Source organism: Methylobacterium sp. E-025 (assembly GCF_022829705.1).
Classification (GTDB): Bacteria; Pseudomonadota; Alphaproteobacteria; order Rhizobiales; family Beijerinckiaceae; genus Methylobacterium.
Window position 1 is genome coordinate 25,747 of sequence record NZ_JAKSYR010000052.1, and the last position, 16,519, is coordinate 42,265.

Annotated in this window: 12 protein-coding genes and 1 tRNA gene; 6 read left to right on the forward strand and 7 right to left on the reverse strand. The window is 66.7% G+C overall.

Annotation, left to right across the window (positions count from 1 at the left end):
* The first annotated feature begins 355 nt into the window (after positions 1–355).
* The 4 genes from MKK64_RS04650 (at position 356) to MKK64_RS04665 (ending at position 4,668) form a co-directional block, all read left to right on the forward strand.
* A complete protein-coding gene (locus MKK64_RS04650; RefSeq protein ID WP_243932394.1) occupies positions 356–2,092 on the forward strand; it encodes a molybdopterin-dependent oxidoreductase in 1,737 nt (578 codons plus the stop codon).
* A gap of 545 nt (positions 2,093–2,637) precedes the next feature.
* On the forward strand, positions 2,638–2,952 hold the full coding sequence (locus tag MKK64_RS04655; RefSeq protein ID WP_243932395.1) for a hypothetical protein: 315 nt from the start codon (positions 2,638–2,640) through the stop codon (positions 2,950–2,952).
* A gap of 476 nt (positions 2,953–3,428) precedes the next feature.
* A complete protein-coding gene (locus MKK64_RS04660; RefSeq protein ID WP_243932396.1) occupies positions 3,429–4,130 on the forward strand; it encodes a recombinase family protein in 702 nt (233 codons plus the stop codon).
* 133 nt (positions 4,131–4,263) lie between these two features.
* The gene (locus tag MKK64_RS04665) at positions 4,264–4,668 is read left to right on the forward strand and encodes a type II toxin-antitoxin system PemK/MazF family toxin (protein ID WP_243932397.1); all 405 of its coding nucleotides are present in this window, start codon (positions 4,264–4,266) and stop codon (positions 4,666–4,668) included.
* Positions 4,669–5,766: 1,098 nt separating this feature from the next.
* Here MKK64_RS04665 and MKK64_RS04670 read toward each other — a convergent pair.
* From MKK64_RS04670 to MKK64_RS04680, 3 genes are all read right to left on the reverse strand, one after another.
* Entirely contained in the window at positions 5,767–6,174 is a 408-nt protein-coding gene (locus tag MKK64_RS04670) for a hypothetical protein (protein WP_243932398.1), read from the reverse strand.
* A gap of 659 nt (positions 6,175–6,833) precedes the next feature.
* A complete protein-coding gene (locus MKK64_RS04675) occupies positions 6,834–7,433 on the reverse strand; it encodes a hypothetical protein (RefSeq protein WP_243932399.1) in 600 nt (199 codons plus the stop codon).
* Positions 7,434–7,929: 496 nt separating this feature from the next.
* Complete coding sequence (locus MKK64_RS04680; protein WP_243932400.1) at positions 7,930–8,379, reverse strand: hypothetical protein; 450 nt, start codon at positions 8,377–8,379, stop codon at positions 7,930–7,932.
* Between the two features lie 192 nt (positions 8,380–8,571).
* Here MKK64_RS04680 and MKK64_RS04685 point away from each other — a divergent pair, with 192 nt between their 5' ends.
* Positions 8,572–8,793 (forward strand): helix-turn-helix domain-containing protein, encoded by a 222-nt coding sequence (locus MKK64_RS04685; RefSeq protein WP_243932401.1) that lies wholly within the window; start codon positions 8,572–8,574, stop codon positions 8,791–8,793.
* 35 nt (positions 8,794–8,828) lie between these two features.
* Here MKK64_RS04685 and MKK64_RS04690 read toward each other — a convergent pair whose 3' ends face one another.
* The 4 genes from MKK64_RS04690 to MKK64_RS04705 all read right to left on the reverse strand — a co-directional run bounded on the left by MKK64_RS04690 (position 8,829) and on the right by MKK64_RS04705 (position 14,621).
* A complete protein-coding gene (locus MKK64_RS04690) occupies positions 8,829–10,616 on the reverse strand; it encodes a site-specific integrase (protein WP_243932402.1) in 1,788 nt (595 codons plus the stop codon).
* Between the two features lie 92 nt (positions 10,617–10,708).
* Positions 10,709–10,798, reverse strand: a tRNA-Ser gene (locus MKK64_RS04695).
* 53 nt (positions 10,799–10,851) lie between these two features.
* Positions 10,852–13,023 carry a glucans biosynthesis glucosyltransferase MdoH gene (gene mdoH, locus MKK64_RS04700; protein ID WP_243932441.1) on the reverse strand — a complete coding sequence of 724 codons (2,172 nt, stop codon included), beginning with the start codon at positions 13,021–13,023 and terminating at the stop codon, positions 10,852–10,854.
* An 86-nt stretch (positions 13,024–13,109) separates the two neighbouring features.
* Entirely contained in the window at positions 13,110–14,621 is a 1,512-nt protein-coding gene (locus MKK64_RS04705) for a glucan biosynthesis protein (protein WP_409567878.1), read from the reverse strand.
* A gap of 367 nt (positions 14,622–14,988) precedes the next feature.
* On the opposite strand from MKK64_RS04705, the gene glmU reads away from it, so the two are divergent.
* The gene (glmU, locus tag MKK64_RS04710) at positions 14,989–16,380 is read left to right on the forward strand and encodes a bifunctional UDP-N-acetylglucosamine diphosphorylase/glucosamine-1-phosphate N-acetyltransferase GlmU (RefSeq protein WP_243932403.1); all 1,392 of its coding nucleotides are present in this window, start codon (positions 14,989–14,991) and stop codon (positions 16,378–16,380) included.
* Positions 16,381–16,519 lie beyond the last annotated feature (139 nt).

A 16,519-nucleotide genomic window follows, 5' to 3' on the forward strand; every position in this document is an offset into this window, starting at 1 on the left:
TCTGACCCTTGGTACCCGCCCCTGAACGTCCGAGAAGGGTGGATTTCTTCCGGTCCGCTCTCGGGTAGCCATGCATAACAGCGGACGCTGCTGGTGCGCCCGCTCACGACCCGAGGCAGACCCTCGTTGCCTCGATGGCAACATACCATTGGGACGCGCAGCAGGACCGGGCCTAGGATGGAAGCGTGATCCTGGTCTGTTACCGGCTACGGAACCCATTCAGCTTCATCGACTTCAGTTCGAGATGGGTCTGCTGGATGCCTCACCATCCTGTCAGCCTGCCGATTGCCAAACGAGGACCAGACACACCGCGCAGAGCATGGCGGGCGCGCCAGCATCACACAGGATCAGGCCGATGACGGATACACCCAATGTCGTGCCGATCCATGATCCGCTCGCGGCGAAGCTGAGTGGTGCAGATGATCGCATCCTGTTGAGCCATTGGCTGCCGCCGCAGCAAGGCATCGTGCCTCGCATCCGCGTCGGACGGCGCTGGGTCAGCACTTTGTGGGCCTTGCCACTCGGCTTCGCCGCTCTCGTCCTCGTGGTCGCCCTTGCACAGAGCCTGCGTGAGTATCCGGACGTGAAGGCGTTCATCGTACGCCATCCCGGCATCGCGCAGAGTGCGCCTTCGGTGAACTCCGGCTTTCCCTGGTGGCTGCGGCTACAGCATTTCCTGAACATGCTGTTCATGATGTTCATCATCCGCGCCGGCATCCAAATCCTGGCAGACCACCCCCGGCTATACTGGAAACGAGATTGCACGCCAGGCACGGACTGGTTCCGCTTCCAGCGCCCGGTGCCGACCGGGCGGATCTGGACCGCCAAAGACGACTCCGTGACGCTGCCGAAGTGGCTCGGCATTCCAGGGCTGCGCCACTCCATCGGGTTGGCTCGCTGGTGGCATTTCTCCACCAACATGCTCTGGACGGTGAATGGCGTCGTCTTCTACGTGATGCTGTTCGCCACCGATCAGTGGCGTCGCCTGGTGCCACTGACCTGGGACGTGTTCCCAAGCGCGATCTCGACGGCGATCCAATACGGGTCGCTCGACTTTCCCGTGGACCAGGGCTGGACCCGCTACAACGCCTTACAGCAACTGGCCTACTTCGCTACGGTGTTCATCGCAGCCCCGGTCTCCATCGCCACCGGCCTGCTGCAGAGCCCGGCGATCTCCAACCGCCTCGGCTGGACCGGGCGGGTGCTGAACCGGCAGGTGGCGCGGTCCATTCACTTCCTGTCCTTCTCGTGGTTCGTGCTGTTCATCCTGGCGCACGGCGTCATGGTGTTCGTCACCAGCCTGCGCGAGAATACCAACCACATGTTCGCCGGCGTGCAGAACGCCTCGTGGTCGGGCTTCCTGCCTTTCATGCTGGCGATGTCGGTGGTTGCCGGGGCTTGGGCGGCTGCCTCGCCGGTAACGATCCGCTACGCGCGGCAGGTGCAGCACGTCGGTAAGTTCATGATCGGCTGGATCAAGGGCCTGGCCGAGTGGTGGGACCCACGGTCCGAACTCACCGAGGCGGACATATCGCCGTATTTCTGGCCGAACGGCACCATGCCCGCCTCCGCCGAGTTCGACGCTCAGGTCGCCGGCAATTTTGCGGATTATCGGTTGCGGGTGGACGGGCTGGTCGATCGACCACAGGAGTTCTCGCTCGCGGACCTCAGGGCGATGCCGAAGCAGGAGCAGATCACCACGCATTTCTGCATCCAGGGATGGTCGGGCGTCGCCAAGTGGGGCGGCGTGCCGATGCAGCACATCCTTGATCTCGTGCAGCCCAGTGCCGAGGCCCGTTATGCCGTGTTCTACTCGTTCGCCGAGGGTGGCGAAGGGGGGCGTTACTACGACGCGCACCGGATGCACAACATGCACCACGCGCTGACCATCCTGGCCTACGAGATGAACGGTGCTCCGGTCAGCGTGCTGCACGGTGCGCCGCTGCGCCTGCGCTGCGAGAACGAGCTGGGCTTCAAGATGGTGAAATGGATTACCGCGATTGAATTCGTCCACGACTTCGCCGATCTTGGCGCTGGACAGGGCGGTTACAACGAGGACCACGAGTTCTACGGCTATCGGATGCCGATCTGACACCAGGCTATTCCCTGGAAGTCAAATGGGATGCTTGAGCGCTCGCTTCCCCGACCTACGGGGAGCAGTTAGCCGTTAAAAGGATCGTGTGGTGGTCCAGCCAATGACCGCTCACCACCCCAAGCCGAAGTTGCCGGACGGCCGAAGAATGGCTGCTTTCAGGAAGCGCCAATGGCCGTCGGTACGTCTGTGTCGGGTCGGAAGCGGACCCGAGGCATGAGTATCGACCGTTAGGTCTCAATCGCCGGACACCATCAAGCCTCCGGGGGGGGCGAGCACCGAGGCCTGCTGCGTGGGGATCTCCAGTTCCGGCTAGCCGTATATCCCGCCCCTCCTCTCGCGCGAGCGCTCGCCCTATTTCGCCGCGATGAGTGCCACCGCCTACAAACTGATGAGCATCTTGGCCCGTGATGCTGAGGCCGAGGATGCGTTTGCTGATCAGCTTGCTGCGATCGGCGCTGACGCGGCCACCACAGGGGATCATGCACTCGCGAACGGTATGCTCTACCTGGCTCGCATGCATCGGACAGGAGCACTCAAGCTACGTGGAACGCTCGCAGCCACAAGCGCTGAGTATGGTGGCGATTTCCACCAGCATCTCGTTGAGGACTAACGTGCCAACCTATCGCCTGAAATGTGTCCTGCGCTTCTTGGACGGTCGCGAGGGCTGCGCGATCGACGGTCGCGATATCGAGGCAGAGAGCCCCGAGGATGCTATCGCGCTCGCGAAGCTCTACGACTGCCCGAACCCGGCGATGGGGCTGTTGTCGGCGGCGCTCTCCGGACCTTCAGGGTCGGTTATCTGGTCGCTGCGATCCGAAACGCTGTCATGGGGCGACTTCAAGCCGAAGGAGGGCTGAAGGGCTCCATACATCCACTTATGCGATCGACACGCGCTTCGCGTGCATGACGGCAGGTCCGCTATGGGTCGGAAGCGGACCCAGGGCATGGGTTCCATCCGTCAAATTGAGACCACTAGGACAGCGCCTTTATCCGTTTGAGCAGCCTTTGCACCCCTGTCGCGTGCCACGGTCCGCCGCGCTCTGTCGGCACCCCGCGCACACTCAGGGCCTCTGCGAGCTTCCGGACGGACGTGTGACCCTCCGCCTTCAGCTCGGCCATGATCGGGGCCAGCTCCGCGGCCCGCGCATCCGCTGCCGATCGGGTATCGGCTCCACCCTTAGCGGGATCGCCTCTCGGCCGTGCCTTCCTGATCATCTGTGTCTCCCCTCCCCGAGTGCAACCGGATGCAATAGCCCTTGTGTACATTTTTTGCTTGCATGTAAACCCTAAACGGTCATATTGAACTTACAGGGCACCCCGCCGGGAGCACTTCATGACCACCATCGCCGTCGCCTACGTCCGAGTTTCGACTGGTGCCCAGGGCAAGTCCGGGCTCGGGATCGAGGCGCAGCGGGAGGCGATCCGCGCCTTTGCGGAGGTCCAGGGCTTCGACGTGGTCGAGGTGTTCGAGGAAGTGGAGACCGGCAAGGGGTCGGACGCCCTGGAGCGCCGGCCGGTCCTGGGGAAGGCCCTCGCCGTAGCGAAGCGGCTCCGCTGCCCGGTCCTGGTGTCGAAGCTCGATCGGCTGTCCCGAGATGTTGCGTTCATCGCCGGGCTCATGGCCCAGCGCGTCCCCTTCATCGTCACCGAGCTGGGGGCGAACGCCGACCCTTTCATGCTGCACGTGTATGCGGCCCTAGCCGAGCAAGAGCGCCGCATGATCAGCCGGCGGACCCGCGATGCCCTCGCCGGCCTGAAGGCACGGGGCGTCACCAAGCTAGGCAAGCCGATCACCAAGCTGGGCAACCCCACGAACCTGGGGGAGGCGCAGCAGCTCGGTGCCCAGGCGAACGCTCGGGTGGCCGACACCTTCGCGGCGAACGTCCTACCGATTGTGGAGGCGATCCGGCGCAGCGGGGTGTCCAGTCTGACCGGGATCGCGGAGGCACTGAACGCCCGCGGCATCCGCACTGCCCGCGGCGGCGCCTGGTACGCGACCACCGTTCGCAATCTGGTGGCGCGCCTACCTGCCTAGCCGTTTCTCGAAAGCTGTAAGCCTGCGCCGTGGTGTTGACGCTTGGTCGAAAGGCGGGACTGATGTGGACAATGGTATGCTAAACGCGCGGCACTGAGATCTAAGTTCCGCGCCTGACACATGAGGTCGCAGTTTGACGGTCGTTGCACACCCTCAACCCGGTACGATCGTCCGGGTTGACCTAACTCACGGCTTTCGGGACCCTGAAATAGGCAAGCGCCGTCCGGCAGTTGTTCTCTCGCCCGAGATACCGGGCCGCCCGTTGATGTGCACGATCGTGCCTCTGAGCACGAGAAGGCCGCATAAGTTCATGGCTCATCATCTGGAGATCCGACCCGATCCGCTGCTACCTCATCCTTACGAGGCAGAGGTGATGTGGTTGAAGGGCGACATCGTCTTGACGGTCGCTTTCCATCGACTGCGGCTGTTGTTCGAGAGGTGGGAAGGCGGCCAGCGCGTTTACGATGTTCGCGTGTTGGAGCCGGAACTGTTCGCGCAGGTTCAGCAGTGCGTACGGAGCGGCTTGGGGCTCGGTTGACGGTCCGCGTACGCCGCGCCATATCAAGCGGGTCGCCGGTAGCACCGGCAATTAAGTCCCGCTCGCGGGCCGCTGTAGATGGTGATCGCAAACCCCTACAGTGTCTGAAGGCCTCGCCCCTCAAGGCGGGGCCTTCTTCAATTTTGGCCCCATCGGCATGACGCTAACTCAGCCTGAGCGGGCCTCATCATCCATCCGCCGAAGTAGCTCCTGGACCGCTTCTCGATCCTTCACGCGACTACGTGCCTGGGCCATAAACCCGAGCAAGAGAGCGAAAGCCAAGCCTGTAGCTAGCTCGTGCTGGTAGTGTGAGAGCAGTAGCAGGAACACCCCGGCCGCGACGGCAGCAGCTACGTCAGTAAGATGCTCCTGGAGCTTGAGGAGCTGTACGCTGGCGTAGGTCCGCCACCGCCTCTCGTCGGCCATCCAATCTCGAAACAAGCCGCTCTCCTCATGCAACGGGTCGCGCGTCTGCTAACGCATGGTTCTGGCCCTTGCACGACGGTGCCCCGCATAATCATGCTGCCAACCCCCAAGGCCTCCGTGATCGTGCACCTCGAAGGACACGACCGCGGCGACTGCGTCTTGCTTCGGAAGGAAGCCGACGACCTGTATGTGGCGGTTGATGTCGGCCCGCACGACAACGTGCTTCGGCGCTGGAACAGATAGGTGCCTGTGATGCAGTGGTTTTACGGCTTCCGGGCGAAAGCCAAGCCCGGCGAGGGGCCTTTCAAATGGAGCGTGAGCAGGCCCTACGCCACTGAGGCGGAAGCGAAGACCGCACTGGGGTCGGACCGTACGGCCAGGGCTTCGGACGGTCAGCATACCACCCCCCTCAGCGCCAAAAACGCGACCGAGGCTGAAGGGCTGTGTGACCAGAACGTGGTTCTCTGAGAGGCCAGCTACCTACCATTGATCGTGGCGACCCGCCGGCCGTTCGAGCCGTAGACCTTGGTCCCGAACGCGGTCCGCTTGATCACCGCCACGCGGCGGCCGTCCGCCCCGTAGACCTTCGACACCTTGGGGATGCGACCGCGGCGGCCGGCACCATGATCGAGGCCAGCGCCGCGAAGGCGAGGGGGAGCATGATGGGGGCCATCAGCTTTTGATAGCGCGGCGGCGCGGCTTCGGTTCGGGTGCCTGCGGCGGTGCCAGCTTAGCCTCCCACTCCTCAACGAACTTCTCAACCATCTTCTGGGCACTGGACGGCGCGGCCCCAAAGCCGACTGCTCGCGTTCCCTGGCTCCAATCCTCGGTCATCTCGTGCAAATGGTCTTCGTGGTCCTCGTTCGTCCACAGAGCGTCATATCGGGCGATCAGTTCATCGGGGATGTCGGCCACTGATGCTTCCAGCTTGCTGAGCATATCGGCCGCTTCGCCGCTCCGCCTGTCGTCCGGATATTCATCCTGCACTCTGGATCGCCAGTCGCCTGTGCCCCCGATATCAAGGGCAAGGTCCTCACGTACTTGCGCAAGCTGTTCGGCGGTAGGGATGCGCGGGGCCATCTGTCTCTCCTGTGGTGGCAATGCTGTTGCGTGGACGCTTCTCAGGCCCGGATCGCCCGGCGGCGGCGAGACGCCTCCCGAGGTTCCGCGTCCAGGGGGGCAGGGGCCTCGACTGTTGTGGACACCTTCGGCGCTTCGATCGAGGCTATCAGCTTGGCGACGCTTGGCAGAGTGGTCACCAGCGGCACGCTGTCCCCTCGCTGAAGGCGGGGATTGCGCTCTGTCATCCAATCACCTGCGAGCCGCTTGAGTAGCGTGGCGACCCTCGCAGCCGTCCATTGACCACCGCGGCAGGGGACCGCGGATCGAGTGAGGGCGATGGCAAGCTGCGGGGCCGTGCGGATGCCTTGCTGCCAGAACCCCTCGATAGGCTCCCGAACTGCCTCCGCATCCCGCTCCAGCCACTCGCCCCGGTCTATCCCGAGCCGCTTGAGGAGGCGCCCGACGCTACCCGCGTCCCACGATCGGCCGGCTGGCAAGGGCCCGGCCACTTGGTTCAGCTCCGCGGCGATGTCACCGGAGCTGCGGGCGCCCCCATCCAGGATGCGCCGGACCGTGCAGCGGTACTGCTGAGCGGCCCTTTGGGCGTAATCGCGGCTTGCGCGGGCACCCTCGAACTGCGGGACGGGGAAGGGGGCCGTATCGATCATAGCGTTCCTTTAGTGAGAGGTAGCAAAGCGGGCGGACTTGGCGAGAGCCCAGGTGCCGGAGAGGGCGACCGATAGGCAGGCGCCCCAGGTCTCGCCAGTCCGAGCCTGACGGGCCTTCGCGGCAGCACAGGCGGTCGCCATGATGGCTCGCCGGTCGAAGGCTCCGGCAACGACGAGCGGGCGGGTCAGAAGGGTGGTGCGATCGGTGCGGGTGTGCCGCCCCAGCTCGCGAGCGATCCGGCCGCGCTCCATCATCGTGCCGCCCGCGCCGCAGATCTGGATTTCGGTAGCGCCGAGCATGTGGCCCAGCCGGGGGAAGGAGGCGAACGCGGCCTGGTCGCCCTCGTAGGCCTCGACCAGGACGACGTTGCGCTGGCCGTGCTCGTTCAGGCGAACCGCGAGGACGACGGTGCCCTCGGGGATCGAGACGCCAGCCGCCTTGATGGTCGCATTCCACCGCTGGCCCATCGTGCCGCCCCAGGAGACGATGCGGTCGTTGCGGACCGGGGCCGGAGCACGGGTGCCAGCGCGGACCCGAGCCCGGAAAGCCTCGCTGCGGTCGATGTAGGTCAGGTGGGAAGAGAGGGACATCGAGCCAGTGCTTGTCATCAACGCTTCCTTTCGAAGCGACGATGAGCTAATATGGCTCATATCTATCATGTCGTCAACCAGATTGGCTCACGACAGACCCAAAAATGATCAGGCTGATGCTATGGTGACGGGTGCCCAGATGCGCATGGCCCGCGGCTTCCTGCGGTGGTCCGTGAAAGAGTTGGCGGAGGCGTCTGACGTTTCGGCAGCGACCATCAAACGAATGGAGGCCGTTGATGGGGTTCCGCAGCACGTGCTTACAGCGAACCTGACGAAGATCCAGACAGCTCTTGAGGGCCAAGGGATTGATCTGCCGCCCTGCGATGGCGGGGCCATCAAAGTCCGGGCTAAGGTATCATCCTAACATCGCGAGATGCGGCTGCGCCTCGGTGCTACGCATATGTCCAATGGAACCGGTTGCATTAGCCGCAGAGCTGCATCAACCGTCACCATCCCCTCCCACACTATTGTGCATCGCAGGGGGCGCGTGAGTACTACTGGGCGGGCTGGAGCCCTACTCGTCGTCAGCGAGCCATGCGGAAAGGGCGATGCGCCCCTCTTCGATCTCGGATGAGATGCCATAGCGGCCAAACGCCCGGGCTGCATAGCCTTTGGGGTCCTTCACGCCACCGTCCTTCTTCGCCTTGAACTCGGAAGTTGCGTCAGCGACCATCTTGTCCGTCTTGGACACGATCTCGACGCCGCGCATCTCGGGGTCGAAGGCACGTGCGAGTGCGGCGTAGAGGACCATCCACCGCTGTCGGTTGATGGCGTCGATGCTCCCTCCGTTTCCACTTTGCCGAAGGCGCGCATCGAAGTTCGTGAACCGGCCATTGTTGCATCGAACCAGGATTTCAATGCCGACGATGCTGCTCACCTCGAAGAAGTTCTCGTCTTGGCGGGTGTAAATCGGGCGGGCGAACATATCGGTGTCAACAAGCCGGTCACTGATACGCTTCTTCATCGTGTCGCAACGGTAGATCGGAGTTTTTGCTGCGACCGGCTGCGCTGCCCAAAGCGGCAGCCCGCATAAAACGGCTGCGGTTGTGAGCCACTTCCTACCCATTAACGGCTGCCCTCCAATCGGTGCTGTCCACACCGTTTATTACTCATAGTCTATGGAGGGATCGCGGCCAAGCTCGCTTCCATCCGCAGCATGGACGCACGGCAAAGGGTGGGGCTCAACGTCCAGCGGATCAGGCGCAGCCGCGGCTTGTCGCAAGAGGAATTGGCAGCGCGAGCATCGGTGCATCAGACCTATCTCAGTGGTGTCGAGAGCGGGAAACGCAATCCGACGATCCTGATCTTGGACCGCATTGCAAACGCGCTCGCAGTCGATCTCACCGAATTAGTAGGCCGCGCCACGCACCGTGAGTGAAACCGGTTGCGTTGATCGCAGGGTAGCTCATGCTTCTACAGACCGCGATGAGCGTCTGTAAGGTGTGAAAGATCGAGCCCTTCGTAGCAGATGCGTTGCATGTGCTGCTGAAGAACGGGCGCAGTGATCCGACCACTGCCGTAGTGCTCTTCGAGGCCGCCTCGTACCCATCCGCCCAGTGCCGTCACCACGTCCAGTGGCACGGCGGCCTCTCGCATCGCGTCCCGGAAGGAGTGTCGGAACGAATGAAACGCGTTGCGATCCCGTTTGACGCCAATTTCCGTGAGGAAACGCCCAAACCATTTTGAGAAGGGGCTAAAATAGCCGTCAGCCCCGCGCACGATATCGGGAAATAAACGCTCGGCGCCAGCCTTCCGCATCCGCTCGACGTGCAAAGCGAAACCAATCTGCTCAAGCGTAGGATGGATAGGGACGTAGCGCTCCCCCGCCTCGGTTTTAACCCGTTTGCGGTCGGCCTCGTCTACGTCGTCACCGTCTGCCACGATAAAAATGCAAAGCACACCTTGGAACAGGCGCACGTCGTCGGTGCGGAGCTGCGCAATTTCGCCCTGCCTCATTCCGGTGTAGAGCCCAACCAAAGGGATCCAGAACCGCCCCCGCCGCGGCCGGTCCGGTCCGGGCTTCGCGTACCCGTTCTGGTCGTCTAGGCACCCGGTGAAGAGGGGCGCTTGAAAAATCTTGATCAGCTCCGCGGCCGTGAACGGATCACGTCGGTGGCGCTTCTTGACGCCTTTCATTGCGAGCCGCTTTGCTGGGTTTTGGGTGATCCAACCCTCACCTTCCGCATAGTTGAAGAGGGTCGCCAGGGCGTCTAGGTAGTGGTTGACGGTCGCTGGACGCAGTCGATCGGTATCTGGCGTCGCCAGCTTGGCGACATCGACAAGGGACTTTTTCGGAAACAGCTTCGTTGCATTCGGTGGAAGCGACTGAACCATCGACCTGAATACTTTGCACTCCTCTCGACCGATCTCACGGACTAGTCGATCTGTACCGAACATCTCGCTCGCAAGGCGGAACACAGACGCGTAGGTCTGCTGGAGCTTGGTGATCTGCCCGGCCCGTTCGGGTTCAGCGCGAAACGCCGTTATGACCTGGGCCAGCGTCTTGCCGTTCGGCTCGGCACGCGGCCGGAACACCGGATCGAACACCTTATCCTGGTAATCGCCTGAAAGCCGCGCTCTATTTCGATGGATGCCCTCCAGCCGGCCTCTGCGCAGCAGGGCCAAGAGCTGGCGGAACTGAGCCGAAGCGGCATCCTCTCTGGCGACCACAAACGGCAACGGCGATCCGGCGGCGCGGATCGGGTTGAGCTGGCGCCGGAGCAAACGAACGTCATTGGCCCGAAGGAGCTGGATCGCGCTTTGATAGGACGCATCAAGGCCCAGGTCGTTCGGATCGTGCAGCGCGCCCTCTTCCTGATCCAGATTGATCAGCGCTTCATCCCGATCAAGCGGCAACACCATCTCGTGCCGCCGCTCTCCCTCGGCAGCCAGGGTTTCGAACCACGCCAGCGCCATTTGCTTGATGGCAGCCTCGCTGAGCGAGGTCAGGGCGACGCTCCCGATCGTATCGCAGACGTTAGATGCCGCCCGATCACGGACAGCCCGGCATTGCTTGTCGAAGGCGTCCGCCTCGTCCCGTACTCGGCGTTTCGCTTCCGCCAGATCGGCGGTCCCGAGGCTCTTAGTGACCTCCCGCTTGCCGAAATGGGCAACGAGATCGAGCGGGACCCTTGCCCGGAATTGCCAGTTCGCCGTGCCCTTACGACGCGCAAGGTATGTGTGCCGACCCACGTCCTTCATGCCTCCTGCGTACACTTGTGTGTAGCAGTCGCCCAGACGTAAGCCGTTGATTTCGGTGCATTTCGTGGCGCATCAGCCACCTAGGGGAATGCTGGCGGAAGAGGTGGGATTCGAACCCACGGTGGAGTTGCCCCCACGGCGGTTTTCAAGACCGCTGCCTTAAACCACTCGGCCACCCTTCCGGCGGATCGGGTTGTAGCGGAGTTCGGGGCCGCCGGACATCGGGAAAATCGGGTCAGGGGGCGAGGCGCACGAGGCGGTCGAGCAGGGCGCGGTCGTGGAGAAGGGCCATGCGCTCCTTGGAGCTGAGCCAGGTGCGGGCCTCGTCGAGGGTCTCGGCCTCGACGACCTTGGCTTGAGCGAGGGTGTGGTCGATGTCGACCCGGCCGCGGGGGCGCGGCTCGGCGCTCGGCAGCATGCGGGTGTGGGCGTCCGCCAGGGCCGGGTCGGCGTGGAGCGCCGCGAGCGCGTCGGCCTCGTCGAGGCCGCGGGCCTGGTTGCGGGCGGCGAGCGCGCCGGCGCGGGTGGCGATCGGCGGCGGGTCGCGCTCCTCCGGCGTCATCAGCAGGCCGCGCCGCTTCAGGGCGAGGCCGAGCGCCAGCTGCCCGCTCGCCCAGGAGATCGGGATCGCGAGGACGAGGCCGAGGATGGTCGGCGCCATCCAGAGGAACAGCGAGGTGGCGATGGCGAAGGCGGCGATCCCCGAGACCAGCCCCAGCACCGTGTGCCAGCGGTGGCGGCGGACGATGTCGCCGAGCGGGATCGAGCCGTCGTCGCGCCGTTGCGGGTTCCAGCCGGTGTCGCGCCCGGCGAGGATGCTGAACACCGAGCCCGACTGGATCACCATCGCGATCGGCGCGATCAGCGCCGAGAGCAGGATCTCGATGAGGCAGGACGCGACCAGCCGGCCCGCGCCGCCGCAGGCCCGACGCACCGGGCCGTCGATCAGCGCGAGGAGAAGACCCAAAAACTTCGGGGCCAGCAGGATGCCCATGGTCAGCCCGAAGAGCTGCAGCGCGCGCACCGGATCGAAGCGCGGGAAGACCGGGTAGAGGCCGAACTCGGTGGTGAAGTATTCGGGCTTCACGTAGGCCGTCTGCAGCACCAGCGCGATGCCGACCACGAGCTGGCACAGCCAGAACGGCGAGGCGGCGTAGCCGGCGATGCCGGTGGCGAAGTGCTGGCGCGAGGCCGCCTTCAGCCCCGCCGCCCCGATGATCCGCGCGTGCTGGAGGTTGCCCTGCGCCCAGCGCCGGTCGCGGACCGCCACGTCGATCAGCGAGGGCGGGCTCTCCTCGTAGGAGCCCGGCAGCGTCGGCAGCATGTACACCGCCCAGCCGGCGCGGCGGATCAGGGCGGCCTCCACGAAGTCGTGGCTGAGCACGTGCCCGCCGAAGGGCGGTTTCCCGGGAAGGTCCGGCAGGCCGCAGGCGGCGGCGAAGGCCTTCGTGCGGATGATCGCGTTGTGGCCCCAGTAGTTGCCGTCGCGCCCCGACCAGTGGCCGAGGCCGGTGGCGATCACCGGGCCGTAGATGCGGGCGGCGAACTGGGTCACCCGGGCGAACAGCGTGTTGCGGTTGATGATGAGCGGCAGCGTCTGGATGATGCCGGCATCCGCGTCCGCCTCCATCGCGCCGGCGAGCCGGACGACGCTGTCGCCGGTCATCAGGCTGTCGGCGTCGAGGACCAGCATGTGGTCGTAGGCCCCGCCCCAGCGGGTGACGAAGTCGCCGATGTTGCCGGCCTTGCGGTGATGGTTCCTCCGGCGGTGGCGGTAGTACAGGCGGGCGTCGGGGCCGAGCGCTTCGCGCAAGGCCAGGAAGGCGCGCTCCTCGGCGATCCAGGCGTCGGCTTGCGTCGAATCCGACAGCACGAACCAGTCGAAGGCCGTGCCGAGGCCGGTGGCGTCGACCGCCTCGCGCATCGCCTCGATCGCCGCGAAGGTGCGGGCCGTGCCCTCGTTGTAGACCGGCATCAGGATGGCGGTGCGGGTGGCGAGGGCCGCCGGCACCGGCGGCAGGCGCGGGCGGCGCAGCAGCACGGCGAAGCCGAGGATCGCGCTCGTGAAGGCCAGCGCGATCCACGAGAAGGTCAGGAGGAACAGCGCGACCAGCACGTACTGCAGCGCCGTCGGCGAGCCCGAGACCGACACGGTCTCGTACATCTGCCAGCCGCCATAGGCGGTGAGCGCGACCGCGCCGCCGAAGACGAGGAGGCGGGACGCGTGAGGACGGGCCCGGTGCCGCGACGGCGCATGCCCGAGCGCCGGGTCCCAGGCGGACAGGCTCTGCACCGGCATCGCCAGGGGCGATTTCGGCGGCAGGGCGTCGGGGAACGACCGCTCGCCCGGGTGGCCCGACGGGGCGTCGCGCCGTGCGGTCGCGGGGAGGGCGGCGAAATCGTCCATGCGCACGGCCTTTGATCCATCCTCGTCTTCGGAGCCTCGCGGGGCCGGCCGATGCGGCCCGGCGGTCCCTCGAACGCCGCTGCCTTCTACGGCGTCCAGCGATAGAGCCAGGTTTCGGTCACCGCCCGGCCGCCCCGCACCAGGGCGAGGCGCAGCTCGCTCGCGCGCTCGCTGCCGGGATCGAGCTCGAAGGCGACCCGGACGGTCCTGCGCTCCGGGTAGCTGAAAAACTGCTGGCGCGCGATGCTGCCCGGGGCCGCCGCCAGGGCGATGTCGAGGCCGCCCTCGGAGAACAGCCCGTCCCCGGTGAAGTCGACCAGGAACAGGCGGCGCGCGCCCGCGCTTCCGCGCCCGCTGCGGGTGCCGGTCACGGTGGCCAGCGGCGCGGCGGGCGGCTGCCAGCACCAGTGCTGGCGGTAGCGGAAGGTGGTCTCGGAGCCGGCGACGACGGGCTCCTTCGGCCGCCAGTAGGCCAGCACGTTCTCGTTGAATTCGGAATCGCTCGGGATCTCGATCAGCGTCACCGCGCCGCCCGCCCAGGCATCGGCCGGCTCCAGCCAGAGCGAGGGCCGCCACTCCCAGTGCTGCACGTCGTCCTCGAAGTCCTCGTAGGTCCGCGCCCGCTGCATCAGCCCGAAGCCCTTCGGGTTCTCGTCGACGAAGGACGAGATCTGCAGCGCGTCGGGGTTGTGAACCGGGCGCCAGATCGCCTCGCCGGCGCCGTTGCGGATCTGCAGGCCGGCGGCCGAGAAGGCGGCGGCGCGCGCGTCGTCGACGCGGCGGCGATCCTCGGAGCCGAACAAGTAGCTCGCCTGCATGCCGCCCAGGCCCAGGTGATCGATCGCCTTGCGGGCGAAGATCGTGGTCTCGACCTCGGTGGTCGAGGCCTCGGTGCCGGGCCGCAGCACCATCCGCAGGGCGCCGGAGGCGGAATCGGAATCGATCAGGGCGTGGAGCACGAGGGCGCCGTCGGCCGGGCGCTCGATGAACACCGCGCGGAAGATCGGGAACTCCTCGCCGCGGGCGTCGGCCGGGCGCAGCGTCAGCGCGCGGGCGTTGATGCCGAAGCCCTGGCCCTTGGCGACGAGGCGGAAGAACGAGGCGCCCTGGAACACCGCGAAGTCCGACAGGTCGGGGCCGTCGGGGAAGCGGGCGCGCAGGCGGAAGCCGGAGAAGCCCGGATCCTCCGAGAATTCCGGAAGTGCGAAGCCACCGGTGTCGAAGCTCGCCGGATCGTAGGCGATCGGCCGGATGCGGCCGTCCTCGACCAGGAACAGCGCGACGCGGCCGGTGAAGATCGCGCCGCGATGCAGCGGCTCGATCGTGAAGCCGAGGTCGTCGCCGGCCCAGATCGCGGCGGCGGGCTTGGTGCGGATGGCGCCGTACTCCTCGCGGCTGAGGCCCTTGAGGCTGGCCGGGAGGTCGTCGGTGCGGGGGGCGGCGTAGGCGGCCTTGGCCAGCGCGCGGGCGAGGGCGGGCACGGTCGACGCGTCGAAGGGTGCGCCGGCGCCGGGCAGGGCGGGGGCGTCCTCCGCGGCGGCCGGAACGGGTCGGAACCCGGCGCCGGCCAGGACCGCAGCGACGGCCGACAGGCGCACGACGTCGCGGCGGGTACGGTCTCGCGAGACGGGGTCACGGATGGCGTCGGAGCGCGGATCGGTCGGCAGCGTCGTGCCCCTTCGTTCGGGTGGGTCGGCGATAGGATCGGAAACAGCGAGACCTTGGAAACGGTTCGCAACAATCGGCCCCTCGTACCATCCCGGCACCTGAACCCTCGGTTAAGGTCGGCCGACGATGGCGAATTCCGTCCCCTGTGTGATCGAGGCCGCGCTTGCGGGCCGGACGATGCGCGCGGGACGCGCCGTTTTGCCGGACGGGCGCGATCGGCTAATCCGGTCCCCCTCATCCCGTCGCCGCCGATCAGGGCGGTCGGCACCAGCGAGCGTCCCCGGGAACCTGAACGCGATGACGACACCGGCCCCCGTACGGCGAAGCCTCACCGCGATCGTGCTCGCCGCGGGCAAGGGCACGCGGATGCGCTCCGACCTGCCGAAGGTGCTCCACCGCCTCGCCGGGCGGAGCATGCTCGGCCACGTGCTCGCCGCGGTGCAGGCGGCCGGCGCCGCGCGCATCGCCGTGGTGGCCGAGCCCGGCCGCGCGGACGTCGCCCGCGAGATCGAGGCTCTGGCGCCGGGCTCCGAGGTCTTCCCGCAGGTCGAGCGCCTCGGCACCGCGCATGCGGTGCTCGCGGCGCGGGCGGTCCTGAGCAACGGCGAGGGCGGGGAGGGCGACGACGTCATCGTGGCGTTCGGCGACACGCCGCTGATCACCGGCGAGACCCTGGCGCGGCTGCGGGCGCCCCTGGCCGAGGGCGCGGCGGTGGCGGTGCTGGCCTTCGAGACCGAGGCGCCCGCCGGCTACGGCCGGGTGCTCACCGAGGGCACCCGCGTGGTCGCGATCCGCGAGGAGAAGGACGCCACGCCTAAGGAGCGCGCGGTGCGCCTGTGCAATGCCGGCCTGATGGCGCTGTCGGGCGCCCACGCGCTGGCGCTGCTCGAGCGGATCGGCAACGACAACGCCGCCGGCGAGTACTACCTGCCCGACGCGGTGGCGCTGGCGATCGGCGACGGTCTCTCCGTCGCGGTGGTGCCGGTGACGGAGGCGGAGGCGCAAGGGGTCAACGACCGGGTGCAGCTCGGCGTCGCCGAGGCCGCGATCCAGGCGCGCCTGCGCCGCAGCGCCCAGCTCGGCGGCGCGACGCTCGTCGCCCCCGAGACGGTGTTCCTGAGCCACGACACGATCCTCGGGCGCGACGTGCTGGTCGAGCCCAACGTGGTGTTCGACACCGGCGTCCGCGTCGACGACGCTTGCGTGATCCACGCCTTCTCGCACCTGAAGGACGTGCGCCTGGAGGCCGGCGCCAGCGTCGGCCCGTTCGCCCGCCTGCGCGGCGGCGCGGTTCTGGAGGCCGGCGCCACCATCGGCAACTTCGTGGAGCTGAAGAACGCCCGCCTCGGGCCGGGCGCCAAGGCCGCGCACCTGACCTATCTCGGCGACGCCGAGGTCGGCGCCCGCGCCAACGTCGGCGCCGGCACCATCACCTGCAACTACGACGGGGTCTCGAAGCACCGCACCACGATCGGGGCGGGCGCCTTCATCGGATCGAACTCGGCCCTCGTCGCCCCCGTCACGGTCGGGGCCGGCGCCTTCGTCGCCTCCGGCTCGGTGATCACCGACGACGTGCCCGACGGGGCGCTCGCCGTCGCCCGCGGGCGCCAGGCGACGAAGCCGGGCTGGGCCGAGACGAAGCGGGCGGCGTTGCGGGCGGAGAAGGCGGCGCGCGCGGGGAAATCCTGATCCTCTTCAAAACGCCGCGCCGGTCCCTCATCTCTCGGCTGGCACTGGCCCGATTCCTGATGCCCGCCCTGCGTAGCCACCGAGGGCTGGCCTCGCGCCGCGCCGATCCGGTACAAGCCGCCGGTCCACCGGGCGATAC

What these genes read in the sequence shown, in the direction of transcription:
- MKK64_RS04650 (WP_243932394.1), top strand. Translation starts at nt 356, where the DNA reads ATGACGGATACACCCAATGTCGTGCCGATCCATGATCCGCTCGCGGCG.
- MKK64_RS04660 (WP_243932396.1), top strand. Translation starts at nt 3,429, where the DNA reads ATGACCACCATCGCCGTCGCCTACGTCCGAGTTTCGACTGGTGCCCAG.
- MKK64_RS04670 (WP_243932398.1), bottom strand. Translation starts at nt 6,174, where the DNA reads ATGGCCCCGCGCATCCCTACCGCCGAACAGCTTGCGCAAGTACGTGAG.
- MKK64_RS04675 (WP_243932399.1), bottom strand. Translation starts at nt 7,433, where the DNA reads ATGACAAGCACTGGCTCGATGTCCCTCTCTTCCCACCTGACCTACATC.
- MKK64_RS04680 (WP_243932400.1), bottom strand. Translation starts at nt 8,379, where the DNA reads ATGAAGAAGCGTATCAGTGACCGGCTTGTTGACACCGATATGTTCGCC.
- MKK64_RS04685 (WP_243932401.1), top strand. Translation starts at nt 8,572, where the DNA reads ATGGACGCACGGCAAAGGGTGGGGCTCAACGTCCAGCGGATCAGGCGC.
- MKK64_RS04690 (WP_243932402.1), bottom strand. Translation starts at nt 10,616, where the DNA reads ATGAAGGACGTGGGTCGGCACACATACCTTGCGCGTCGTAAGGGCACG.
- mdoH (WP_243932441.1), bottom strand. Translation starts at nt 13,023, where the DNA reads ATGGACGATTTCGCCGCCCTCCCCGCGACCGCACGGCGCGACGCCCCG.
- glmU (WP_243932403.1), top strand. Translation starts at nt 14,989, where the DNA reads ATGACGACACCGGCCCCCGTACGGCGAAGCCTCACCGCGATCGTGCTC.